20 protein-coding genes and 1 riboswitch are annotated in these 20,166 nt (G+C 71.5%); of the genes, 17 read left to right on the top strand and 3 right to left on the bottom strand.

Features of this window, described 5'->3' with window-relative positions; all coding sequences use genetic code 11:
• Nucleotides 1-142 precede the first annotated feature (142 nt).
• The 11 genes from mihF to IH26_RS0132665 all read left to right on the top strand — a co-directional run bounded on the left by mihF (nucleotide 143) and on the right by IH26_RS0132665 (nucleotide 11,785).
• Nucleotides 143-460: an integration host factor, actinobacterial type gene (gene mihF / locus IH26_RS0132715; protein WP_020517554.1), complete on the top strand. Its 318-nt coding sequence runs from the start codon at nucleotides 143-145 to the stop codon at nucleotides 458-460.
• A gap of 32 nt (nucleotides 461-492) precedes the next feature.
• Nucleotides 493-1,092 (top strand): guanylate kinase, encoded by a 600-nt coding sequence (gene gmk / locus IH26_RS0132710; protein ID WP_034216454.1) that lies wholly within the window; start codon nucleotides 493-495, stop codon nucleotides 1,090-1,092.
• A gap of 13 nt (nucleotides 1,093-1,105) precedes the next feature.
• Entirely contained in the window at nucleotides 1,106-1,369 is a 264-nt protein-coding gene (rpoZ, locus tag IH26_RS0132705; protein WP_015623990.1) for a DNA-directed RNA polymerase subunit omega, read from the top strand.
• Nucleotides 1,370-1,590: 221 nt separating this feature from the next.
• Entirely contained in the window at nucleotides 1,591-2,808 is a 1,218-nt protein-coding gene (gene coaBC, locus IH26_RS0132700) for a bifunctional phosphopantothenoylcysteine decarboxylase/phosphopantothenate--cysteine ligase CoaBC (RefSeq protein WP_030440117.1), read from the top strand.
• 76 nt (nucleotides 2,809-2,884) lie between these two features.
• A complete protein-coding gene (gene metK / locus IH26_RS0132695; RefSeq protein ID WP_030440116.1) occupies nucleotides 2,885-4,075 on the top strand; it encodes a methionine adenosyltransferase in 1,191 nt (396 codons plus the stop codon).
• A gap of 428 nt (nucleotides 4,076-4,503) precedes the next feature.
• Nucleotides 4,504-7,020 carry a primosomal protein N' gene (locus IH26_RS0132690; protein ID WP_425394417.1) on the top strand — a complete coding sequence of 839 codons (2,517 nt, stop codon included), beginning with the start codon at nucleotides 4,504-4,506 and terminating at the stop codon, nucleotides 7,018-7,020.
• Nucleotides 6,908-8,092, top strand: coding sequence for a cytochrome P450 (locus IH26_RS0132685; RefSeq protein ID WP_425394416.1), 1,185 nt, complete (start codon nucleotides 6,908-6,910; stop codon nucleotides 8,090-8,092). The genes IH26_RS0132690 and IH26_RS0132685 overlap by 113 nt, the downstream gene beginning before the upstream one ends.
• A 29-nt stretch (nucleotides 8,093-8,121) precedes the next feature.
• A complete protein-coding gene (def, locus tag IH26_RS0132680) occupies nucleotides 8,122-8,679 on the top strand; it encodes a peptide deformylase (RefSeq protein WP_030440113.1) in 558 nt (185 codons plus the stop codon).
• A gap of 5 nt (nucleotides 8,680-8,684) precedes the next feature.
• On the top strand, nucleotides 8,685-9,611 hold the full coding sequence (gene fmt / locus IH26_RS0132675; protein WP_030440112.1) for a methionyl-tRNA formyltransferase: 927 nt from the start codon (nucleotides 8,685-8,687) through the stop codon (nucleotides 9,609-9,611).
• Entirely contained in the window at nucleotides 9,608-11,083 is a 1,476-nt protein-coding gene (locus IH26_RS0132670) for an RsmB/NOP family class I SAM-dependent RNA methyltransferase (protein WP_030440111.1), read from the top strand. Before fmt ends, IH26_RS0132670 begins: the two co-directional genes overlap by 4 nt.
• 60 nt (nucleotides 11,084-11,143) lie before the next feature.
• The gene (locus IH26_RS0132665) at nucleotides 11,144-11,785 is read left to right on the top strand and encodes a sulfotransferase family protein (RefSeq protein WP_030440110.1); all 642 of its coding nucleotides are present in this window, start codon (nucleotides 11,144-11,146) and stop codon (nucleotides 11,783-11,785) included.
• Here IH26_RS0132665 and IH26_RS0132660 read toward each other — a convergent pair.
• Nucleotides 11,770-12,630, bottom strand: a complete 861-nt coding sequence (locus tag IH26_RS0132660; RefSeq protein ID WP_030440109.1) for a septum formation family protein — start codon at nucleotides 12,628-12,630, stop codon at nucleotides 11,770-11,772. The genes IH26_RS0132665 and IH26_RS0132660 overlap by 16 nt on opposite strands.
• A 73-nt stretch (nucleotides 12,631-12,703) precedes the next feature.
• On the opposite strand from IH26_RS0132660, the gene rpe reads away from it, so the two are divergent.
• From rpe to ribH, 6 genes are all read left to right on the top strand, one after another.
• Nucleotides 12,704-13,381 carry a ribulose-phosphate 3-epimerase gene (gene rpe, locus IH26_RS0132655; RefSeq protein WP_030440108.1) on the top strand — a complete coding sequence of 226 codons (678 nt, stop codon included), beginning with the start codon at nucleotides 12,704-12,706 and terminating at the stop codon, nucleotides 13,379-13,381.
• A 28-nt stretch (nucleotides 13,382-13,409) separates the two neighbouring features.
• Nucleotides 13,410-14,417 (top strand): response regulator, encoded by a 1,008-nt coding sequence (locus tag IH26_RS0132650; RefSeq protein ID WP_030440107.1) that lies wholly within the window; start codon nucleotides 13,410-13,412, stop codon nucleotides 14,415-14,417.
• Nucleotides 14,418-14,492: 75 nt separating this feature from the next.
• Nucleotides 14,493-14,661: riboswitch (FMN riboswitch) on the top strand.
• A 130-nt stretch (nucleotides 14,662-14,791) separates the two neighbouring features.
• Nucleotides 14,792-15,889 (top strand): bifunctional diaminohydroxyphosphoribosylaminopyrimidine deaminase/5-amino-6-(5-phosphoribosylamino)uracil reductase RibD, encoded by a 1,098-nt coding sequence (gene ribD / locus IH26_RS0132645; protein ID WP_051808940.1) that lies wholly within the window; start codon nucleotides 14,792-14,794, stop codon nucleotides 15,887-15,889.
• Nucleotides 15,890-16,483, top strand: a complete 594-nt coding sequence (locus IH26_RS0132640; RefSeq protein WP_030440105.1) for a riboflavin synthase — start codon at nucleotides 15,890-15,892, stop codon at nucleotides 16,481-16,483.
• Nucleotides 16,483-17,688, top strand: a complete 1,206-nt coding sequence (locus IH26_RS0132635; RefSeq protein WP_030440104.1) for a bifunctional 3,4-dihydroxy-2-butanone-4-phosphate synthase/GTP cyclohydrolase II — start codon at nucleotides 16,483-16,485, stop codon at nucleotides 17,686-17,688. Before IH26_RS0132640 ends, IH26_RS0132635 begins: the two co-directional genes overlap by 1 nt.
• 33 nt (nucleotides 17,689-17,721) lie before the next feature.
• Entirely contained in the window at nucleotides 17,722-18,198 is a 477-nt protein-coding gene (gene ribH / locus IH26_RS0132630; RefSeq protein WP_030440103.1) for a 6,7-dimethyl-8-ribityllumazine synthase, read from the top strand.
• Between the two features lie 355 nt (nucleotides 18,199-18,553).
• Here ribH and IH26_RS0132625 read toward each other — a convergent pair whose 3' ends face one another.
• Both IH26_RS0132625 and IH26_RS0132620 read right to left on the bottom strand, forming a co-directional pair.
• Nucleotides 18,554-19,294 (bottom strand): amino acid ABC transporter ATP-binding protein, encoded by a 741-nt coding sequence (locus tag IH26_RS0132625; protein WP_030440102.1) that lies wholly within the window; start codon nucleotides 19,292-19,294, stop codon nucleotides 18,554-18,556.
• Nucleotides 19,294-20,151 (bottom strand): amino acid ABC transporter permease, encoded by an 858-nt coding sequence (locus IH26_RS0132620; RefSeq protein ID WP_030440101.1) that lies wholly within the window; start codon nucleotides 20,149-20,151, stop codon nucleotides 19,294-19,296. Before IH26_RS0132620 ends, IH26_RS0132625 begins: the two co-directional genes overlap by 1 nt.
• Between the last annotated feature and the right edge of the window lie 15 nt (nucleotides 20,152-20,166).

Below are 20,166 nucleotides of genomic sequence, written 5' to 3'. Positions count from 1 at the left end.
GTACCCCCACGTTGCCGAATGCGCCGTTGACCGCTAGTTTTCCCCGCGCCGGGAACCACATGCCCCTTTGGTTCCCTGGCACACCACGTTTCACAGAAGCGCCGGTATTGACTACGGCGCGATAGGGACCTGAGGAGAACTGGTGCCGCTCCCGTCACTGAGCCCCGAGCAGCGCGCTGCAGCGCTGGAGAAGGCCGCGGAAGTTCGCAAGGCTCGGGCAGAGCTGAAGGAACAGCTCAAGTCCGGCAAGACCACCCTCGCCGCCGTACTCGACCGTGCGGAGGAGGACGAGGTGGTCGGCAAGCTGAAGGTTTCGGCCGTGCTGCAGGCGCTGCCGGGCATTGGCAAGATCCGCGCGACGCAGATCATGGAGAAGCTGAAGATCGCTGACAGCCGCCGGCTGCGCGGTCTCGGCGACCAGCAGCGTAAGGCCCTCCTGGGGGAGTTCGCTGCGAACTGACTCACCGGCTCGTGTTGAATGAGCCTGTGAGCATGGATGACGACGCGCGCCCGGCAGCCCGCCTCACCGTCCTCTCCGGCCCGTCAGGGGTCGGCAAGGACAGCGTGATCGAGCTGATCCGGGCGCGCTCGCCTTGGATCAAGCTGTCCGTGTCGGCCACGACGCGGAGGAAGCGCGACTACGAGACCGACGGCGAGCACTACCACTTCGTGACCCGTCAGCAGTTCCAGCGTCTGATCGACGGCGGTCAGTTGCTCGAGTGGGCCGAGTTCGCCGGCAACCTCTACGGCACTCCGCGGGCCCAGGTCGAGGGCTGGCTCAGCCAGGGCCGGCCGGTCCTACTCAAGATCGATCTGCAGGGCGCGCGCCAGGTCCGGGCCGCCATGCCCGAGGCCCAGCTGGTCTTCCTCGCGCCGCCGAGCGTCGAGGAGCTCAAGCGCCGGCTGATCGGCCGCGGCACGGACGACGAGGAGACGATCCGCCGTCGCCTGGCCCACGCCGACGAGGAGCTGGCGGCCGAGAAGGAATTCGACCGTACGGTGGTCAACGACTTCGTCGAGCGCGCGGCGGACGAGCTGGTAGGATTGCTCGGTTCGTTATACCTCACACCCGCGCAAGCCCCAGATCACTAAGGATTGTTGAACAGTGGGAACCATCGCGAACCCCGAAGGCATCACCAACCCGCCCATCGACGAGCTGCTCGACAAGACCTCGTCGAAGTACTCGCTGGTGATCTTCGCGGCCAAGCGCGCCCGTCAGGTCAACGCCTACTACAGCCAGCTCGGCGAGGGCCTCCTGGAGTATGTCGGCCCCCTGGTCGAGACCACTCCGCAGGAGAAGCCGCTGTCGATCGCCATGCGCGAGATCAACGCCGGCCTCCTGACCGCCGAGGCCACGGACAACCCGTAGTCGGATCGGTGCACTCTGTTCGCGGAAAGCGCGAAGCGCTTGGGCGGACTCTGTTCGCCGAACACGCGAACCCGCAGCACTCCGCATTTCTGCTCCGGGGCCGAGCCCCGGACACCCCGCGAATTGGCGGGTAGTCGCCGTCGCTGAACGGCGGGCAGTCGTCGTCACACAACTCGTGGGTGATCCCGCGTCCCGGTTCGGGGCGCGGGATCATTGCGGTTATGACTGAGGTCGTGCTGGGGGTTTGTGGCGGTATCGCCGCGTACAAGGCTTGTGAACTGCTGCGGTTGTTCACCGAGTCGGGGCACGGGGTGCGGGTGGTGCCGACCGCGTCGGCGCTGAAGTTCGTCGGGGCGCCGACCTGGGCCGCGCTGTCCGGCCGGCCGGTCGCCACCGAGGTGTGGGACGACGCGCACGAGGTGCCGCACGTGCGGATCGGTCGGAAAGCCGACTTGGTCGTGGTGGCGCCCGCCACAGCCGACCTGCTCGCCAAGGCCGCCCACGGCATCGCCGACGACCTGCTGACCAACACCCTGCTCACGGCGACCTGTCCGATCGTTTACGCGCCGGCCATGCACACCGAGATGTGGGAGAACCCGGCTACGCGTGCCAACGTGGCTACCTTGCGTGAGCGCGGGGCGATCGTCATCGAGCCGGCCGTGGGGCGGCTCACCGGCGCGGACACCGGCAAGGGCCGGCTGCCGGACCCGGAGACGATCTTCGAGCTGGCTCTGCGCGTACGCAATCGTGGTCTTGATCTTGATTTGGCCGGGCGGCATGTGGTGGTGACCGCGGGCGGCACGCGCGAACCGCTCGATCCGGTGCGATTCCTCGGAAACCGGTCGTCGGGCAAGCAGGGTTACGCGCTCGCCAAGGCGGCGGCGGCCCGCGGCGCGCGAGTGACGTTGATCGCCGCGAACGTCACGCTGCCCGACCCCGCGGGTGTCGAGATCATCCGGGTCGGCACGACGGAAGACCTGCGTGCGGCCGTGATCAAAGTGGCCGGTGACGCCGACGTCGTGGTGATGGCGGCCGCGCCCGCCGACTTCCGCCCGGCAACGATCGCGCAACAAAAGATCAAGAAGACCGATGCGGGTACGCCGGAACCCATCGCACTCGTGACGAACCCGGACATCGCCGCCGAACTGGGTGCGAACAAACGGGCCGGTCAGGTGCTGGTCGCGTTCGCCGCCGAGACGCACGACGCGATCGAGCACGCGAGAGCTAAGTTGGTGAGGAAACGTGCCGACCTGATCGTGGTGAACGAGGTCGGTCCGGACCGGGTGTTCGGCCGTGATCACAACGAGGTCACCCTGCTCGGGGCGGACGGAACCACGACAACTCTCGGTGAATTACGTAAAGACGATGTGGCCGATATGATTTGGGATCGGGCGATCGGCGTCCTGGAATCCCTGGTCGGCGACGGTCGGACGACCTAGCACCCGGGTGACCGCGCCCGCGCGGCGTGACTACACTCTCGCGATACGTTTGTACTTCGACAAGCTGAGGAGCACCGTGGCACGCCGCCTGTTCACCTCCGAGTCGGTCACGGAAGGCCACCCGGACAAGATCGCTGACCAGATCAGCGACGGCATTCTCGACGCCCTGCTGACCCAGGACCCGCGCAGCCGGGTGGCGGTGGAGACGCTCATCACCACCGGTCAGGTCCACGTGGCCGGCGAGGTAACCACCCAGGCGTACGCCGACATCCCGAGCATCGTGCGCGAGACCATCCTGCGCATCGGGTACGACTCGTCGAAGAAGGGCTTCGACGGCGCCTCCTGCGGCGTGAGCGTCTCCATCGGCGCGCAGTCGCCCGACATCGCGCAGGGCGTGGACAGCGCCATCGAGCTGCGCGAGGGCGACTCCGAGCACATCCTCGACTCGCAGGGCGCCGGCGACCAGGGCATGATGTTCGGCTTCGCCTGCTCGGAGACCCCCGAGCTGATGCCGCTGCCGATCGCGCTCGCCCACCGCCTGGCCCGTCGCCTGGCCGCCGCCCGCAAGGACGGCACGATCCCCTACCTGCGGCCGGACGGCAAGACCCAGGTCACCATCGAGTACGACGGGCTCAAGCCGGTCCGCCTCGACACCGTGGTCGTCTCGTCGCAGCACGCCGCCGACATCTCGCTCGAGTCGCTGCTCACGCCGGACATCCGCGAGCACGTGATCGCGCCCGAGCTGGAGGGCCTCGGCCTCGACACCGAGGGCTACCGGCTGCTGGTCAACCCGACCGGCCGCTTCGAGATCGGCGGCCCGATGGGCGACGCCGGCCTCACCGGCCGCAAGATCATCGTCGACACGTACGGCGGCTACGCCCGGCACGGCGGCGGCGCGTTCAGCGGCAAGGACCCGTCCAAGGTGGACCGTTCCGCGGCGTACGCGATGCGCTGGGTCGCCAAGAACGTCGTCGCCGCCGGCCTGGCCGAGCGGTGCGAGGCGCAGGTCGCCTACGCGATCGGCAAGGCGCACCCGGTCTCGCTGTTCGTCGAGACGTTCGGCACCGAGAACGTGCCGGTCGAGCGGATCGAGAAGGCGATCGGCGAGGTCTTCGACCTGCGGCCGGCCGCGATCATCCGCGACCTCGACCTGCTCCGCCCGATATACCAGCAGACGGCGGCCTACGGCCACTTCGGCCGCGAGTTGCCGGAGCTGCTGTGGGAGAGCACGGAGCGCGCGCAGGACCTGAAGAACGCGGCCGCCTGACGGTTCCGCTCCGAAACGCCCCGGGGATTCCCCGGGGCGTTTTCCGCGCGTTCCGGACTTTCCGCGAGTTCCGCGCGTTCGCCGCGGAGACCTGAGTGATCAGCTTCCGCACGTTCTTCGGCGGGAGATCTGAGTGATCAGCTTTCGCGCCTTTACCGTACGGGTGGGATGAGTCCCCGGTGTGGCGGACCGGCTGAGTGCAACACCGGCTCCGCGTCCGGCTGCCGGGCGGGCCCGGCCCAAGACCGACGGCTGGCGCGGCCGTCGTCGTCATGCTCGTTCGAGGAAAGTTACCGACGGCCGTACCGGTATCTCCGACATTTCCGAATTGTCTGGCAGGGAGCGCGCGGGAATTGTCAGAGGCTCTCGGCAAAATGGTGGGCGTGAGTAGCAGGAGCGCACGCAGCGAGCGGGTGCCGGCCGAGACGTTGCCGGTGGCTCGGGTGTGCGTCGATGTGCCGTTGCCGCATCTTGATCGGCCCTTCGACTATCTCGTGCCGGCGGCCGATGACGAGGCCGCCCAGCCCGGGGTGCGGGTCAAGGTGCGGTTTGCCGGGCAGCTGGTGGCCGGGTTCCTGCTGGAGCGGGTCGAGTCGTCGCCGCACGAGGGCAAGCTGGCCTATTTGGACAAAGTGGTCTCGCCTGAGCGGGTGCTGGATCCGGAGGTGGCGCGGCTCGCCCGGGCGGTCGCCGACCGATATGCCGGGAATCTGTGTGATGTGCTGCGACTGGCGGTGCCGCCCCGGCATGCCCGGGTCGAGGCGCAGGCGGCCAAGGGCGCCGAGCCGTCCGATGTGGATGACGCACGTGGGGGTTCACGTCCCCCGGCGGACACCGATTTGGGCGACGCGCCATTGACTGGGGGTCAACGGGTCGCAGGTTCAAATCCGGCGGAGATGCGGGCGCCCGCCGAGGGCGGGTGGGGTTCGTATGCGGCCGGGCCGGCGTTCCTGCGGACGCTGGAGGACGGGCGTTCGGCGCGGGCCGTCTGGGGGGCGTTGCCGGGGGAGGACTGGGCGGCTCGGATCGCCGAGGCGGCTGCGGCCACCGTGCGGGCCGGGCGTGGAGTCGTCATCGTTGTTGCGGATGCGAGAGACCTGGAGCGGGTTGATCGAGCGCTCGGGGATGTGCTCGGGGAGGGGCGGCACGTTGCGCTGAATGCGGCGTTGGGGCCGGCCGAGCGGTATCGGCGATTTCTGGCGGCAAGCCGACATCGGATTCCGGTGGTGGTGGGGACCCGGGCGGCCATGTGGGCGCCGGTCGCGAAGCTCGGGCTGGTGGTGATCTGGGATGACGGGGACGACCTGCACGCCGAGCCGCGGGCGCCCTATCCGCACGCGCGGGAGGTGCTGCTGACCCGGGCCAGCCTGGCCGACTGCGCGGCGCTGGTGGCGGGGCACACCCGCACGGGGGAGGCGCAGCTGCTGCTGGAGACGGGCTGGGCCAAGGAGATCACGGCGACTCGGGACGTGCTGCGGGGGCGGGCGCCGGCGGTCGCGCCGACCGGGGACGATCCGCAGCTGGCGCGCGACCCGGGGGCCGCCACGGCCCGGCTGCCCAGCCTCGCCTGGGAGACGGCCCGTAAGGCGTTGCAGGCCGGGGCGCCGGTGCTCGTGCAGGTGCCGCGCCGGGGATATCTGCCGTCGGTGGCCTGCGCGGAGTGCCGGACGCCGGCCCGGTGCCCGCACTGCTCGGGGCCGCTCGCGCTGGCCGGGGCCCGGGACGTGCCGGCCTGCCGGTGGTGCGGGCGGGTGTCGGCCGGTTACGCCTGCCCGGCCTGTGGCGGGCGGCGGCTGCGGGCCTCGGTGACCGGGGCGCGGCGCACGGCCGAGGAGCTGGGGAGGGCCTTCCCGGGGGTGCCGGTGCGCACCTCGGGGCGGGACGAGATCCTCGAGACCGTGCCCGCCGAGGCGGCCGTCGTGGTGGCCACGCCGGGGGCCGAGCCGCATGCCGAGGGCGGATATGGCGCGGTGCTGCTGCTCGACACGTGGGCCCTGCTGACCCGCTCCGACCTGCGGGCCGCCGAGGAGACGATGCGGCGCTGGCTGAACGCTTCGGCGCTGGCCCGCTCGGCGCCCGACGGCGGCCGGGTCGTCGTGGTGGCCGACGGGTCGCTCGCCACGGTGCAGGCGCTGATCCGGTGGGAGCCGGGCTGGTTCGCGGAACGGGAGCTGGCCGAGCGGCGGGAGCTGGGCTTTCCGCCGGCCGCGCGGATGGCCAGCCTCACCGGGAAGCCGGCGGCGGTCGCCGAGCTGCTCGCCGTGGCCCGGCTGCCGGCCGGGACGGAGGTGCTCGGGCCCGTCCCGGCCGATGACGACCAGGAGCGGATGCTGGTTCGCACGTCGCGCTCGCAGGCCGCCGCGATGGCGCGCGCCCTGCACGAGGCCGCGGCCGTGCGCAGCGCCAAGAAGGCCACGCTCACCGTCCGGAGGCTGGGAGCGGGCCGCCCGGCTGGGAGCGGGCCGCCCGGCTGGGAGCGGGCCGCCCGGCTGGGAGCGGGCCGCCCGGCTGGGAGCGGGCCGGCCGGGGGCCGCCCGGCCGGGGGCGGCCCGGCTGGGAGCGGGCCGGCCGGGGGCGGCCCGGCTGGGAGCGGGCCGGCCGGGGGCGGCCCGGCTGGGTGCGGCCGGCCGGGGGCGGCTCGGCTGGGTGCGGCCCGTTGGGGGCGGCTCGGCTGGGTGCGGCCCGTTGGGGCGGCTCGGCTGGGTGCGGCCCGCTGTCTTGGGGCGGTCCTCTGTCTGGGAGCGGCCCGCCGGGCGGCTGGCGATCACATATGTGGCGGGCGGCGCGGGCACCGTGGAAAATCTCAGGATGGATGCGCTGGAGGCCGCCGAGCTGCTGCTCACGTCCGCGGGCGACGTCGATCCGAACGAGGCCTACGCGGCGCTGCACGCGCACGGGCAGGTGCTGCAGTTCGGGGATCGGGCGTTCCTCGTCAACGGGTATGACGCCGTCGACAAGGCGCTTCGGGACAGTGCCATGCAGACCATCGACGCCAATCGGCTGGATGCGCTCTGGCCGGGGTGGCGGGAGTACCGGGCCGTCGCCCTGTTCGCCGACTCGATGTTGCGGGCGAACCCGCCCCGGCATACGCGCATGCGGCGGCTCGCCGCGGGCGTCTTCACCGCCCGGCGGGTCGGTGCGCTGCGGGGGGTCATCACCCAGCAGGTGGGCGAACTGCTCGACGAGCTCACCCCGTACGCAAGAGGCCTTGATCTTGTTGCCCGGCTGGCTTATCCGCTGCCGATCCGGGTGATCACCGCTCTGCTGGGGGTGCCGGCCGCGGATCGGGGGCGGTTCCGTGAGCTGGCCGCCGCGCTCACCGGCGTGCTCGAGCTGAATTGGAGCGACGACGACCGCAAGCAGGCCGACGCGGCCGCCGACGAGCTGACCGACTACTTCGGGCGGCTGGTCGCCGTGCGGCGGGCCGATCCGCGGGACGACCTGGTCACCGCGCTCGCCGCCGCGCAGGAGGCGGAAGGCGAGCGGCTCACCGGCGACGAGCTGCTGGCCAACCTCGCGCTGCTGCTGGTCGCCGGCTTCGAGACGACCACGAACCTGATCGCCAACGGGATCGTCCTGGCCCTCGACCATCCGGCGTACGCGCAACAGCTGCGCGACGATCCGGCGCTGGCTCCGGCGTACGTCGAAGAGGTCCTGCGCCTTGATTCGCCCGTGCAGATCACCTCGCGCCGGGCGGAGGGCGCGAGCGAGGTCGCCGGCCTCGGGGTCCCGCCCGGCAGCGAGCTGCTCCTGCTGCTCGGCGCGGCCAACCGCGACCCGGTGCGGTTCCCGAAACCGGACCTGTTCGAACCCGAGCGCATCGGGCCGCCGCCGCTGTCGTTCGGCGCGGGCGTCCACTACTGCCTCGGCGCCCCGCTGGCCCGGCTGGAGGCGCAGGTCGCGCTGCCCGCGCTGCTGCGCCGCTTCCCCGAGATGGAGCTGATCGCCCGGCCGCGCCGGCGTCCCCGGATGAACCTGCGCGGCTGGCGCGAGGTACCGGTCACGCTGGCGGGATGACGCCAGATGGCACTCCGTAGACTGACCGGGTGACCGTTCAGCCCATCCGACTCTTCGGCGATCCCGTGCTGCGGACGCCGGCCGACCCCGTCGTGGATTTCGACAAGGAGCTGCGCGCCCTCGTGCGCGACCTGGTCGAGACCATGCAGGACGAGGGCGGCGCCGGCCTGGCCGCCCCGCAGCTCGGCGTCGGGTTGCGCGTGTTCAGCTTCGACGTGGACGACGTGGTGGGCCACCTCGTGAACCCGGTGCTGTCCTTCCCCGACGAGGAGGAGCAGGACGGGCCGGAGGGCTGCCTCTCGATCCCGGGCATCTACATCGACACCAAGCGCCGGCAAAACGTCATTGCGGCGGGCTTCAACGAGTACGGCGATCCGATCCAGGTGGTCGGCACCGGCCTGATGTCGCGCTGCGTGCAGCACGAGACCGATCATCTCGACGGGGTGCTGTTCCTCGACCGGCTGGACGCCGCCTCGCGCAAGGACGCGATGAAGCAGATCCGCGCGGCCGAGTGGTACGACGCCGGCCGGCCCCCGACGATCAAGGAGAGCCCGCACGGCCGGGGCATCTTCGGGCTGGGGCGGTGACCGGCATGCGTCTCGTCTTCGCCGGTACGCCGGCCGTCGCCGTGCCCAGCCTCGACGCCATCGCCGCCTCCCGCCACGAGCTGGTCGCCGTGCTGACCCGGCCGGACGCGCCGGCCGGTCGGGGGCGCCACCTGGTGCGCTCGCCCGCCGGGGCGTGGGCCGACGAGCACGGCGTCGAGGTGCTGACCCCGGCCAGGCCCCGGGAGCCGGAGTTCCAGGAGCGGCTGCGGCAGCTCGCGCCCGATTGCGTGCCGGTGGTCGCCTATGGCGCGCTGGTGCCGCCGAGCGCGCTGGAGATCCCGAAGCACGGCTGGGTGAACCTGCACTTCTCGCTGCTGCCCGCCTGGCGGGGCGCCGCGCCGGTGCAGCACGCGGTGCTGCACGGCGACGAGGTGACCGGGGCGAGCGTGTTCGAGCTGGAGGCGGGGCTGGACACCGGGCCGGTCTACGGGACGCTGACCGAGGAGATCCGCCCGGCGGACACGTCCGGTGACCTGCTCGGCCGGCTCGCCGATGCGGGCGCCGGGTTGCTGGTGGCGGTGCTCGACGCGATCGAGGCGGGGACGGCCAGGGCGCATCCGCAACCCGCGGACGGCGTGTCGCTCGCGCCCAAGGTCACCGTGGACGATGCGCGTGTTCGCTGGAACGATCCGGCCTTTGCCGTTGATCGACGCATCCGGGCGTGCACCCCGGCCCCCGGGGCATTTACCACATTTCGGAATGAGAGGGTCAAATTGGGCCCAGTGCACCCGATCGCCAACGGCCCGTCTCTGCCCCCCGGTGATCTCGCCGTCGAGCGGGCCCAGGTGCTGGTGGGCACGGCGACCACGCCGGTCGCGCTGGGCGAGGTGCGCGCGGCCGGGAAGAAGGCGATGCCGGCCACCGATTGGGCTCGCGGCCTGCGGATCCAGCCGGGGGAGCGGTTCGAGTGAGCGACCATCGCGCCGGGCGGCCGCACGGTTCCGGCCGGCCCCGGGGAACGGCCGGTCCCGGCTTCTCCCGTGACTCGCGCACCGGGCGGGCGCCGCGCGGCGGGCGGCCGCCGTCCGACCCGGCCCGCCAGGCCGCCTACGAGGCGATCGCCGCCGTGAACCGGGACGACGCGTACGCCAACCTGGCCCTTGCCGACATCCTCCGCGGGATGGCGCTGACCGGCCGGGACGCCGCGTTCGCCACCGAGCTGACCTACGGCACGCTGCGCTCGTCCGGCACCCTCGACCTGATCATCGGGGCGGCCGCCGGGCGGGACGTGGCCCGGATCGACCCGCCGGCCCGGGACGCGCTGCGGCTCGGGGCGTACCAGCTGCTGCACACCCGGGTGCCGGCGCACGCCGCGGTCAACCAGACCGTCGACCTGGTGCGTTCGGTCGCGCCGGGGGCGGCCGGCTTCGCCAACGCGGTCCTGCGGACGATCACCGAGACCCCGCTGGAGGGGTGGCTCGAGCGGCTGGCCCCGGCGTACGACGTCGATCCGGTCGGCAACCTCGCGGTGCTGCACAACCACCCGCAGTGGATCGTGCGGGCGTTCGCCGAGGCGCTCGGCGGCGACCTCGAGGACACCGCGCGGCTGCTGATCGAGGACAACCAGGCCCCGATCGTGCACCTGTGCGCGCGCCCGGGGCGGGCCGACGCGATCGAGCTGGCCGACGAGGTCGACGGGGTGCCGGGGGCGTTCTCGCCGTACGCGGTCTATCTGAACTCCGGCGGTTCGCCGCGCGAGCTGGCCGCGATCCGCGAGGGCCGCGCGCACGTTCAGGACGAGGGCTCCCAGCTGGTGGCGGCGGCGCTGCTGGCCGCACCGATCGAGGGCCGGGACACCCGGTGGCTCGACCTGTGCGCGGGCCCGGGCGGCAAGGCGGGCCTGCTGGGCTCGATCGCCGCGTCGCGCAACGCCGAGGTCACCGCGGTCGAGGTCGCCGAGCACCGGGCGCGCCTGGTCGAGCAGGCCACCGAGGGCATGCCGGTGACGGTGCTGCCGATGGACGGTCGCTCGGTGGGCCGCGATCCCGATCTGCCGGAGGAGTCGTTCGACCGGGTGCTGGTCGACGCGCCGTGCACCGGGCTGGGCTCGCTGCGGCGCCGGCCGGAGTCGCGCTGGCGGCGGCAGCCGTCGGACCTGCCGGCGCTGACCAAGCTGCAGCGGGAGCTTCTGGTGGCGGCGCTGCGGGCGGTGCGGCCGGGCGGTCTGGTGGCGTACGTGACCTGCTCGCCGCACATGGTGGAGACGCAGGTGACGGTGACCGAGGGCGCGCGGCGCAGCGGGGTCGGGGTCGATTTCGTCGACGCGCGGCCGCTGCTGCCGCCGGGCATGCCGGGGCTCGGCTCCGGCCCGACCGTGCAGTTGTGGCCGCATCGGCACGGCACCGACGCGATGTTCTTGGCGGTGTTACGCCGCACTTCCTGATGGTGGGTCTTCTTGACCTTTTGGGTCCAATGGATCGATGTGCTCGGGTATAACGGGGCCATGGATGTTATCGGCGTGGGCTTCGGCCGGACCGGAACACTCAGCCTGAAGGTGGCGCTCGAGCAGCTCGGATTCGGTCCGTGCATGCACATGATGCCGCTGCTCGTGGACCCGTGGCGGGCCTCGTTGCTCTCCCGGGCCGCGGATGGGGATCTGGCGTGCCTCGATGCGGCCTTCGACGGCTATCGCTCTACCGTGGATTGGCCCGGCACCTTTTTCTGGCGCGAGCTCACCGCCGCGCATCCGGCCGCCCGGGTCATCCTGACCACGCGCGAGCCCGGCAAGTGGTACGACAGCGCGTACAAGACCATCTATGCGGCGGCGACCAGCGACGGGCCGTTGCCGCCGGCCATGATGGCCGGCCGGGAAATGGCGGAGAAGACGGTCTGGTCGGGGACTTTCGGCGGGCGGTTCGCCGACCGCGAGGCGATGCTCGAGCTTTTCCAAGAGCACAACGCGGCCGTACGGGCGGAGATCGCCCCCGACCGCCTGCTGGACTTCACGGTGAGCCAGGGCTGGGGACCGCTCTGCGACTTCCTCGGCGTGCCCACCCCGGACACGCCGTTCCCCAGACTCAACGACGGCGCCACCTTCCACCAGGCGATGCAGGAGCGGATGGCGCTCTCTCAGCCGCTCACATAGTGGATCTTGAGCTTGCCCGGGCCGGCTCCGCGGTAGGAGCCGGTCATCTTCTCGCCGTTGAGCCACAGGAAGCAGCGGATCGACCGGTCGCCCATCTGCCAGGCGGCGTCGTCCGGCGGGAAGCCCAGCCAGCCGACCCGGCTCGGTAGCGAGGCGTCGTCGGCTATCCCGGCGAACCTCGCGATCGCCCGGTCGCAGCCCTTCGCCACCTCGGCGCTGCTCAGGTCGTCCGACCTGGCCCGGGTGGTGGTGAACAGGCCGGCGAACTCGGCGGTGTGACCGCTCGGGCAGGCCACCGGGTGCATCTGGGTGACCGTGTCGCCCCGGACGGTCGGGTTGGCGCAGCCCATCCGCAACCGGCCGCCGGCCCGCACGCTGCCCTTGAGGCTGCCCGTGCGGTGCACCAGCGCGCCGTCCACCGGGGACGTCTCGGCGACGTCGCAGCGGACCCAGCGGGCGCCGCCGGCCCAGGCCGCCTTGCTGGGCGATACCGGCTGCAGGACCACCCATCCGGTACGCCAGTCGCCGCCCAGAAACGCGCTGGCCGCCGCCGAGCAGGTGGCGAAGGCCTGCGCCGCGCTCTGCCTGCTCACCGTCGCCACCGCCACGGTCTCGGCCAGGTGCGACTCGGCGCACGGCACCGGCGCGTAGCCGTCCACCGTCACGCTCGGCACCAGGTCGGCGTGGCAGACCCCGGCCTGCGGGCGGAACGGGGTGGCCGCCGCCATCGGCCGCCAGTCGTCGGTCAGGTCGCCGTCGAGCCCGCCGGACCGCTCGCCGCACCCGCCGAGCGCCAGGACGCCCAAAACCAGGAAACACAGCGCGCCAACCGCCCACCGCCGCATGCGTGCCTCCCCAGGCAAATCGGACGCGCCACTCTATCGGGTGGCCCGGCGCGGCCCGCTTTAGACTGCCCCCGTGGAAGCAAAGCCGATCATCGCGCCCAGCATCCTCGCCGCCGACTTCGCCCGCCTCGCCGACGAGGTGGGCGCGATCGAGGGCGCGGCCGACTGGGTGCACGTCGATGTCATGGACAACCACTTCGTGCCGAACCTGACCATCGGGCTGCCCGTGGTGCAGAGCCTGCGCAAGTCGACGAGCATCCCGTTCGACGTGCACCTGATGATCACCGACCCGGAGCGCTGGGCGCCCGGGTACGCGGAGGCCGGGGCGTACAACGTGACCTTCCACGCCGAGGCCTGCGAGAACCCGGTGGCACTGGCCAAGACGCTGCGCGCGGCCGGCTCCAAGGCCGGGCTCGCGATCGACCGGGACACCCCGGTGGAGCCGTATCTCGAGCTGCTGCCGTATCTCGACACTTTGCTGATCATGACGATCAAGGCCGGCTTCGGCGGGCAGAAGTTCCTGCCCGAGATGCTGGAGAAGGTGCGCGACGTGCGCCGCCGGATCTCCGCGAAGGATCTGGAGGTGCGCCTCGAGGTGGACGGCGGCATCGCGGCCGACACCATCGCCCAGGCCGCCGAGGCGGGCGCCGACGCGTTCGTGGCCGGCACCGCGGTGTACGGCGCGGCCGACCCGGCGGAGGCGGTTCGACACCTCCGTGGACTGGCCGCGGGCGCCCGGTCCAGCGGATGATGGTGACGGTCGGCAGCGGGGAGACAACATGAGCACCGATGTGGTGCGCGACACCGACGATCTCGGGCCGGAGCCGGAGCAGCGGCCCGACCTGATCCTGGTGGTCGACGACGACCAGGACATCGCGGGCTTCGTCGAGTTCAACCTGAAGGTGCACGGGTACGACGTGATCCGCGCCAGCGACGGCGAGGACGCGCTGCGCGTGATGCAGGACAACCGCCCCGACCTGGCGGTGGTCGACTGGATGATGCCGGGCATGGACGGCGTCGAGCTGACCCGCCGGCTGCGCGCCGAGCCGCTCACCTCGGCCCTCCCGGTGATCATGCTGACCGCCAAGAGCATGACCGTGGACAAGGTGGTCGGCCTGACCGCCGGCGTCGACGACTACCTGGTCAAGCCGTTCGACACGGCCGAGCTGCTGGCCCGGGTCACCACCACGCTCAAGCGCAACAAGGAGTTCCGCGAGGTCTCCCCGCTGACCGGGCTGCCCGGCAACTCGCGGGTGCGGCGCGAGATCCACGACCGGATGCGGACCGGCGGCGAATACTCCGTTGGCTACATCGACATCGACCGGTTCAAGAGCGTCAACGACGTGTACGGGTTCGACCGCGGCGACGAGTTCATCACCGCGCTCGCCCGCAGCCTGCACAAGGCGGTCACCACGATCGGGCCGCCGTCGATCTTCCTGGGCCACATCGGCGGCGACGACTTCGTCTTCATCTGCGCCCCCGACCAGGTGCTGCCGCTGACCAAGCGCACGGTCACCGACTTCGAGCAGGCCGCCGACCGGCTGTACGACCCGGCGGACGCGGAGCGCGGCTACATCGAGGTCCCCGACCGGCGCGGCAACAAGAACAAGGCGGCCCTGGTCACCCTGTCGATCGGCGTCGCCCAGGCCACGGTCGAGGGCCGCAAGTTCACCGACCCGCGGGTGGTGATCGCGGTGGCCTCCGAGATGAAGAAGGTCGCCAAGTCGCAGCCGGGCTCCTACGTGGCGATCGACCGCCGCCGGGCCGGCGGCGAGGGCGACGAGTAGCGCCGCCGATGTGAGATGGCCGACGGTCCTGATGGCAAATTCCGCCGATCGTGCAAGACTCGGGATTGACCCACCACGCGCTGGCGGGACTCGGTGAAATTCCGAACCGGCGGTGATCCGAAGCGAGAGCATCGGTAAGCCCGCGACCCGGACGTCTTCACGACGGCCGGTGGACCTGGTGAGACTCCAGGGCCGACGGTTGATCGCGTAAGCGGTCAGACAGTCCGGATGGGAGACAGCGCGCGGGATCGGACCGAGGGTTCGCTTGGCGTGCCGTCGACCGGGGCGCGCGAAGCGTACCCGTCTGTCCGATTCCTGGCGTTATCTCCCGCTTCCCCTCGGCGCGTGACCGTACCGCGCATGGAGGGAATGCCATGGTCACCGAGGACGAGGCGATGCGCCGCGCGATCGCGCTGGCCGGCCGTGGCCTCGGGACGACCAGCCCCAACCCCGTGGTCGGCTGCCTCCTGCTGGACGCCGAGGGCGAGGTGGTGGGTGAGGGCTTCCACGCGTACGCGGGCGGGCCGCACGCCGAGATCGTGGCGCTGGCCCAGGCCGGCGAGCGGGCCCGGGGCGGCACCGCCGTGGTCACCCTGGAGCCCTGCAACCACACCGGGCGTACGGGACCGTGCAGTCACGCGCTGATCAACGCGGGCGTCCGCCGGGTGGTGATCGCCGTGGACGACCCGACGCCGGTCGCGGCGGGCGGGGCGACCACGCTGCGGGCGGCCGGCGTGCAGGTCGAGACCGGGGTGCGCCGCAAGGAGGCGGAGCAGGGCAACATCGCGTGGCTCACCGCGGTGCGGCGCGGCCGGCCGTACGTGACCTGGAAGTTCGCCGCCACCCTGGACGGTCGCTCGGCCGCCGCCGACAACACCAGCCAGTGGATCACCTCGGCGCCGGCCCGCAGCGACGTGCACGTGCTGCGCGGCACGATGGACGCGATCATGGTGGGCGCCGGCACGGTGGTCGCCGACGACCCCCAGCTCACGGTGCGTGACCTGCGGGACGGCACGCTCGCGATCAAGCAGCCGCTGCGGGTGGTCGTCGACTCCTCCGGCCGTACGCCCAAAAAAGCGCGTGTGCGGGACGTCGCCGCACCCACCTGGATCGTCACCACCGACGAGGTCGGCGCCGGGCCGGACGGCCGGGTCGACCTGCATTCGCTGCTCACCGCGCTGTTCGGCCGCGGCATCCGCTCGGTGCTGCTGGAGGGGGGCCCGACGCTGGCCGGCTCGTTCCTGGCCGCCGGGCTGGTCGACCAGGTGATCGGCTACGTCGCGCCGAAGCTGCTCGGCGCCGGCAAGCCCGCCCTGGTCGACGCCGGCGTGGGCACGATCGCCGACGCCATCGAACTGGATCTCACCGACATCGCGCAGATCGGCCCCGACCTGCGCTTCACAGCGTCCCTGCGCCAGAAGCCATCCGACCACCCCGCCCACCACCCTTATTCGGAATGGAAGGACTCTTAAATGTTCACCGGCATCGTCGAAGAACTGGGCGAGGTGCTCCGCCTGGTTGACGCGGGCGGCGACTCCGCGGTCATCGCGGTCCGCGGGCCCGTCGTCACCGCCGACGCGCGGCACGGCGACTCGATCTCGGTCAACGGGGTCTGTCTCACCGTGATCGAGAACGTCGACGGCGTGTTCACGGCCGACGTGATGGGCGAGACGCTGCGGCGCTCCTCGCTCGGCGCGCTGCGCGTGGGCAGCCAGGTCAACCTGGAGCGGGCGGCCACGGTCGGCAGCCGGCTCGGCGGGCATCTCGTGCAGGGCCACGTGGACGGGGTCGCCGAGATCCTCGACCGTACGCCGGAATCCGAGTGGGAGGTCCTGCGCTTCTCCCTCCCGTCACATCTCGCGAAGTACGTGGTGGAGAAGGGGTCGATCACCGTCGACGGGGTCTCGCTGACCGTCATGGCGGTGGACGACGCATCGTTCAGCGTCGGGCTGATCCCGACCACGCTGAAGCTGACCGTTCTGGGATCCAAGAGTGCGGGCGACCCGGTGAACCTCGAGGTCGACGTGATCGCCAAATACGTGGAAAAGATGCTGGGGAGCCGATGATGTTCGAAGACATTGAGCGGGCGATCGCCGACATTGCCGCGGGCCGTCCGGTGATCGTGGTCGACGACGAGGACCGGGAGAACGAGGGCGACCTCATCTTCGCGGCCGAGAAGGCCACGCCGGAGCTGGTCGCGTTCATGGTCCGGTACACCTCGGGCTACATCTGCGCGCCGATCACCGAGGAGGAGGCGGACCGCCTCGAGCTGCCGCCGATGTACCACACCAATCAAGACCGGCGAGGCACCGCGTACGCCGTGACGGTCGACGCCAGCTCGGGCGTCTCGACCGGCATCTCGGCCGCCGACCGGGCCCGCACGCTGCGGCTGCTCTCCTCGCCCGACACCCGCCCCACCGACCTCTCCCGCCCCGGCCATGTGGTCCCGCTGCGGGCCAAGGCGGGCGGGGTGCTGCGCCGCGCGGGCCACACCGAGGCGGCGATCGACCTGTCGGTGCTGGCCGGTCTGCGCCCGGCCGGGGTGCTCTGCGAGATGGTCAACGATGACGGCACCATGCAGCGCCGCCCCGACCTGGAGCGGTTCGCCAAGGAGCACGACCTGACGCTGATCACGATCGCCGACCTGGTCGCGTACCGGCGCTTGCACGAGAAGCAGGTCGAGCGGGTGGTCGAGACCCGGCTGCCGACCGAGCAGGGCGACTTCACGGCGGTCGGCTACCGGGCGCTGGTCGACGGCGGCGAGCACGTGGCGCTGGTCTTCGGCGAGCTCGGCGACGGCGAGGACGTGCTGGTCCGGGTGCACTCCGAGTGCCTGACCGGGGACGTGTTCGGCTCCAAGCGCTGCGACTGCGGCCCGCAGCTGGACGCGGCGCTCGAGCGGGTCGCCTCGGCGGGCCGGGGGGTGGTGCTCTACATGCGCGGGCACGAGGGCCGGGGGATCGGCTTGCTGCACAAGCTGCAGGCGTACCAGCTGCAGGACAATGGCTTCGACACGGTCGACGCGAACCTGGAGCTGGGCCTGCCGGCCGACGCCCGCGACTACGGGACGGGCGCGCAGATCCTGTACGACCTGGGCGTCCGCTCGATGCGCCTGCTCACCAACAACCCGGCGAAGCGGGCAGGCCTGGAAGGCTACGGCCTGACCATCACCGGCCGGGAGGCGCTGCCCGCGCGGCTGCACCCCGAGAACGTGCGCTACCTGCGGACGAAGCGGGATCGCATGGGCCACCTCTTCGAGGCCCTCGGCTGATTAGGATGAAATTCTCCGACAAAGGGGGCAGTGATGGCCGGCTTCGGTGACCCGCGCATGCAGACCGTCGACGCGTCCGGGCTGCGGCTCGGCATCGTCGGCGCCCGCTGGCACGCCGACCTGATCGATCACATGATCGAGCGAGCCAAGTCCGCAGCCGAGGCCTGCGGCGTCACCGACGTCGTGGTCCACCGCGTGGCCGGCGCGGTCGAACTACCGGTCGTCGCCCAGGCCCTGGCCCGCCAGTGCGACGCGGTCGTCGCCCTCGGCGTAGTCATCAAGGGCGAGACCGAGCACTTCGAGTACGTCTGCGACTCGGTCACCACCGGCCTGACCCGCATAGCCCTCGACGAGAGCATCCCCGTCGCCCACGGCGTCCTGACGGTGCACAGCCTCGGGCAGGCCCGCGACCGTGCCGGCCTGGAGGACTCGATCGAGGACAAGGGCTGGCAGAGCACGGTCGCCGCCCTCGACGCCGCCCTGGTCCTCCGCGACCTCAGCAAGCCGTAACCGGCCCGTGCCGGGTGCCCCACCCGCCCGGCACGCCTCGCCCGACCGTCGTCCTGATATTTCCCCCATTTCAGACGCCCGGCCCGCGAACCATCGCAAGGGTGATGCTTTCCCGTCCGCGCCGAACAGCTGCGCTTCAAGGTCCGGATCCCCGCCGACCTTGAAGAGTTCGCGTTACAGCCGACCCACCGGCAAGCCGCAGCGGGCGGCACGGACGGCGACCAGGCGGGGGTGCCGGGCCATGGCAAGCAGCCCGACCCACCGGAAGCCGCAACGGGCGGCAGGAACCGTGACCAGGCACGCATCGGGCCATGGCAAGCAAGGCCCAGCCCCCCGCTCACCGGAAGCGGCAGAACTAGAGACGCCCAGCCTCGATGATCCGGGCCAGGAACTGCCGGGTGCGAGCCTCGACGGGATCCCCCAGCACCTGCGCCGGCGGCCCCTGCTCCAGCACCTTCCCCTTGTCCAGGAAGGCGACCCGATCCGCCACCTGCCGCGCGAACCCCATCTCGTGCGTGGCCAGGATCATCGTCACCCCGTCCCCCTTCAGATCCCGGATCATCGTGAGCACCTCGCCCACCAGTTCCGGATCCAGGGCCGACGTAACCTCGTCCAACAGCAGCAGCCGGGGCGAGTTCACCAGGGCCCGGATGATCGCCGCGCGCTGCTGCTGGCCGCCGGAGAGCCGGTCCGGGTAGCTGTCGGCCTTGTCCGCCAGCCCGACCCGCGACAGCCACTCCATGGCCTGCTCCTTGGCTGAGGACGACGGGCGGCCGTGCACCTTCACCGGCGACAACGTGATGTTGTCCAGGACGGTCATGTGCGGGAACAGGTTGTACGACTGAAAAACGAGACCGATCTTCCGGCGTACGAAATCGGGATTGATCTTGGGGTTGGTGATGTCCTCGCCGTCCAGGGTGATCGTGCCGTCGTCGACCTCGGTCAGCAGGTTCACGCAGCGCAGCAGCGTCGACTTGCCCGAGCCCGACGCCCCGATCAGGGCGACCACCTCGTGCTCGTCCACCGCCAGGTCCAGGCCGTCGAGCACCACCGCGGAGCCGAACGTCTTCCGGACGTCCGTGCAGGTCAGCAACATCAGGTCCCCGCGTTCTGCCGCCGGGCGGCGCGCAACGTCACGAAGTCGGTCACGCCGATCAGCGGCAGGGCGAAAAGAACAAAAAGCACACCCGCGACCACGTACGGGGTGAAGTTCGCGCTCTCCGCCGACCCGATCTGAGCGGCCCGGATCGCGTCGATCGGACCGGCCAGCGAGATCAGGCCCACGTCCTTCTGCATCGACACCACGTCGTTGAGCAGCGCCGGAGAGGCCCGGCGCACCGCCTGCGGCAGCACCACGTGGCGCATCGACTGGCGGTAGCTGAGCCCGAGCGAGCGCGCCGCCGCCATCTGGCTCGGGTGCACCGACTCGATGCCGGCCCGCAGTACCTCGGCGATGTACGACCCGTACGTGATGGTGATCGCCGCACCGCCCAGGACCGTGACGTTCGGCGTCCCCTGCAGGCGCAATCCCGGGATGCCGAAGGCGAACAGGTAGATCGTGATGATCAGCGGCAGGCCGCGGAACGAGTACGTGTAGATCGTGGCGAGGGCCCGGACCGGGAAGAACACCGGCCCGCGCAGCGTGCGCAGCACCGAGGCGATCAGGCCGAGCAGCAGCGCGCAGGCGGCGCAGACGGCGAACAGCCGGATGTTGAGCCAGAGCCCCTCGAGGATGTCCGGCAGGTACTTGCGCGCGATGCTCGCGTCGAAGAACGACGACTTGACCCGCTGCCAGCCGGGCGCGCCGGTGATCGCCACGACCAGCAGCACCCCGACCACCGCGGTCGAGACGGCGGCGACCAGCACGGAGCGGATCGCCTTGCCGCGGCGGTAGGCGATCCGTCCTAGCTGTATGTCACTCGGTTGGTGGACCTTCAGGCTGTCTTCAGTCATGTTTTGGGGTGGTGG

The sequence above is a fragment of the Actinoplanes subtropicus genome (assembly GCF_000721705.1).
In the GTDB taxonomy this organism is placed as follows: domain Bacteria; phylum Actinomycetota; class Actinomycetes; order Mycobacteriales; family Micromonosporaceae; genus Actinoplanes; species Actinoplanes subtropicus.
The sequence above is the reverse complement of the archived record's forward strand: the minus strand, read 5'-3'. Positions and strand labels throughout refer to the sequence as shown.

Excerpts from the sequence above, each read along its gene's own strand:
- gmk (WP_034216454.1), top strand. The coding sequence starts at position 493 with ATGGATGACGACGCGCGCCCGGCAGCCCGCCTCACCGTCCTCTCCGGC.
- coaBC (WP_030440117.1), top strand. The coding sequence starts at position 1,591 with ATGACTGAGGTCGTGCTGGGGGTTTGTGGCGGTATCGCCGCGTACAAG.
- fmt (WP_030440112.1), top strand. The coding sequence starts at position 8,685 with ATGCGTCTCGTCTTCGCCGGTACGCCGGCCGTCGCCGTGCCCAGCCTC.
- IH26_RS0132665 (WP_030440110.1), top strand. The coding sequence starts at position 11,144 with ATGGATGTTATCGGCGTGGGCTTCGGCCGGACCGGAACACTCAGCCTG.
- IH26_RS0132660 (WP_030440109.1), bottom strand. The coding sequence starts at position 12,630 with ATGCGGCGGTGGGCGGTTGGCGCGCTGTGTTTCCTGGTTTTGGGCGTC.
- IH26_RS0132650 (WP_030440107.1), top strand. The coding sequence starts at position 13,410 with ATGAGCACCGATGTGGTGCGCGACACCGACGATCTCGGGCCGGAGCCG.
- ribD (WP_051808940.1), top strand. The coding sequence starts at position 14,792 with ATGGTCACCGAGGACGAGGCGATGCGCCGCGCGATCGCGCTGGCCGGC.
- IH26_RS0132640 (WP_030440105.1), top strand. The coding sequence starts at position 15,890 with ATGTTCACCGGCATCGTCGAAGAACTGGGCGAGGTGCTCCGCCTGGTT.
- IH26_RS0132635 (WP_030440104.1), top strand. The coding sequence starts at position 16,483 with ATGTTCGAAGACATTGAGCGGGCGATCGCCGACATTGCCGCGGGCCGT.
- ribH (WP_030440103.1), top strand. The coding sequence starts at position 17,722 with ATGGCCGGCTTCGGTGACCCGCGCATGCAGACCGTCGACGCGTCCGGG.
- IH26_RS0132625 (WP_030440102.1), bottom strand. The coding sequence starts at position 19,294 with ATGTTGCTGACCTGCACGGACGTCCGGAAGACGTTCGGCTCCGCGGTG.
- IH26_RS0132620 (WP_030440101.1), bottom strand. The coding sequence starts at position 20,151 with ATGACTGAAGACAGCCTGAAGGTCCACCAACCGAGTGACATACAGCTA.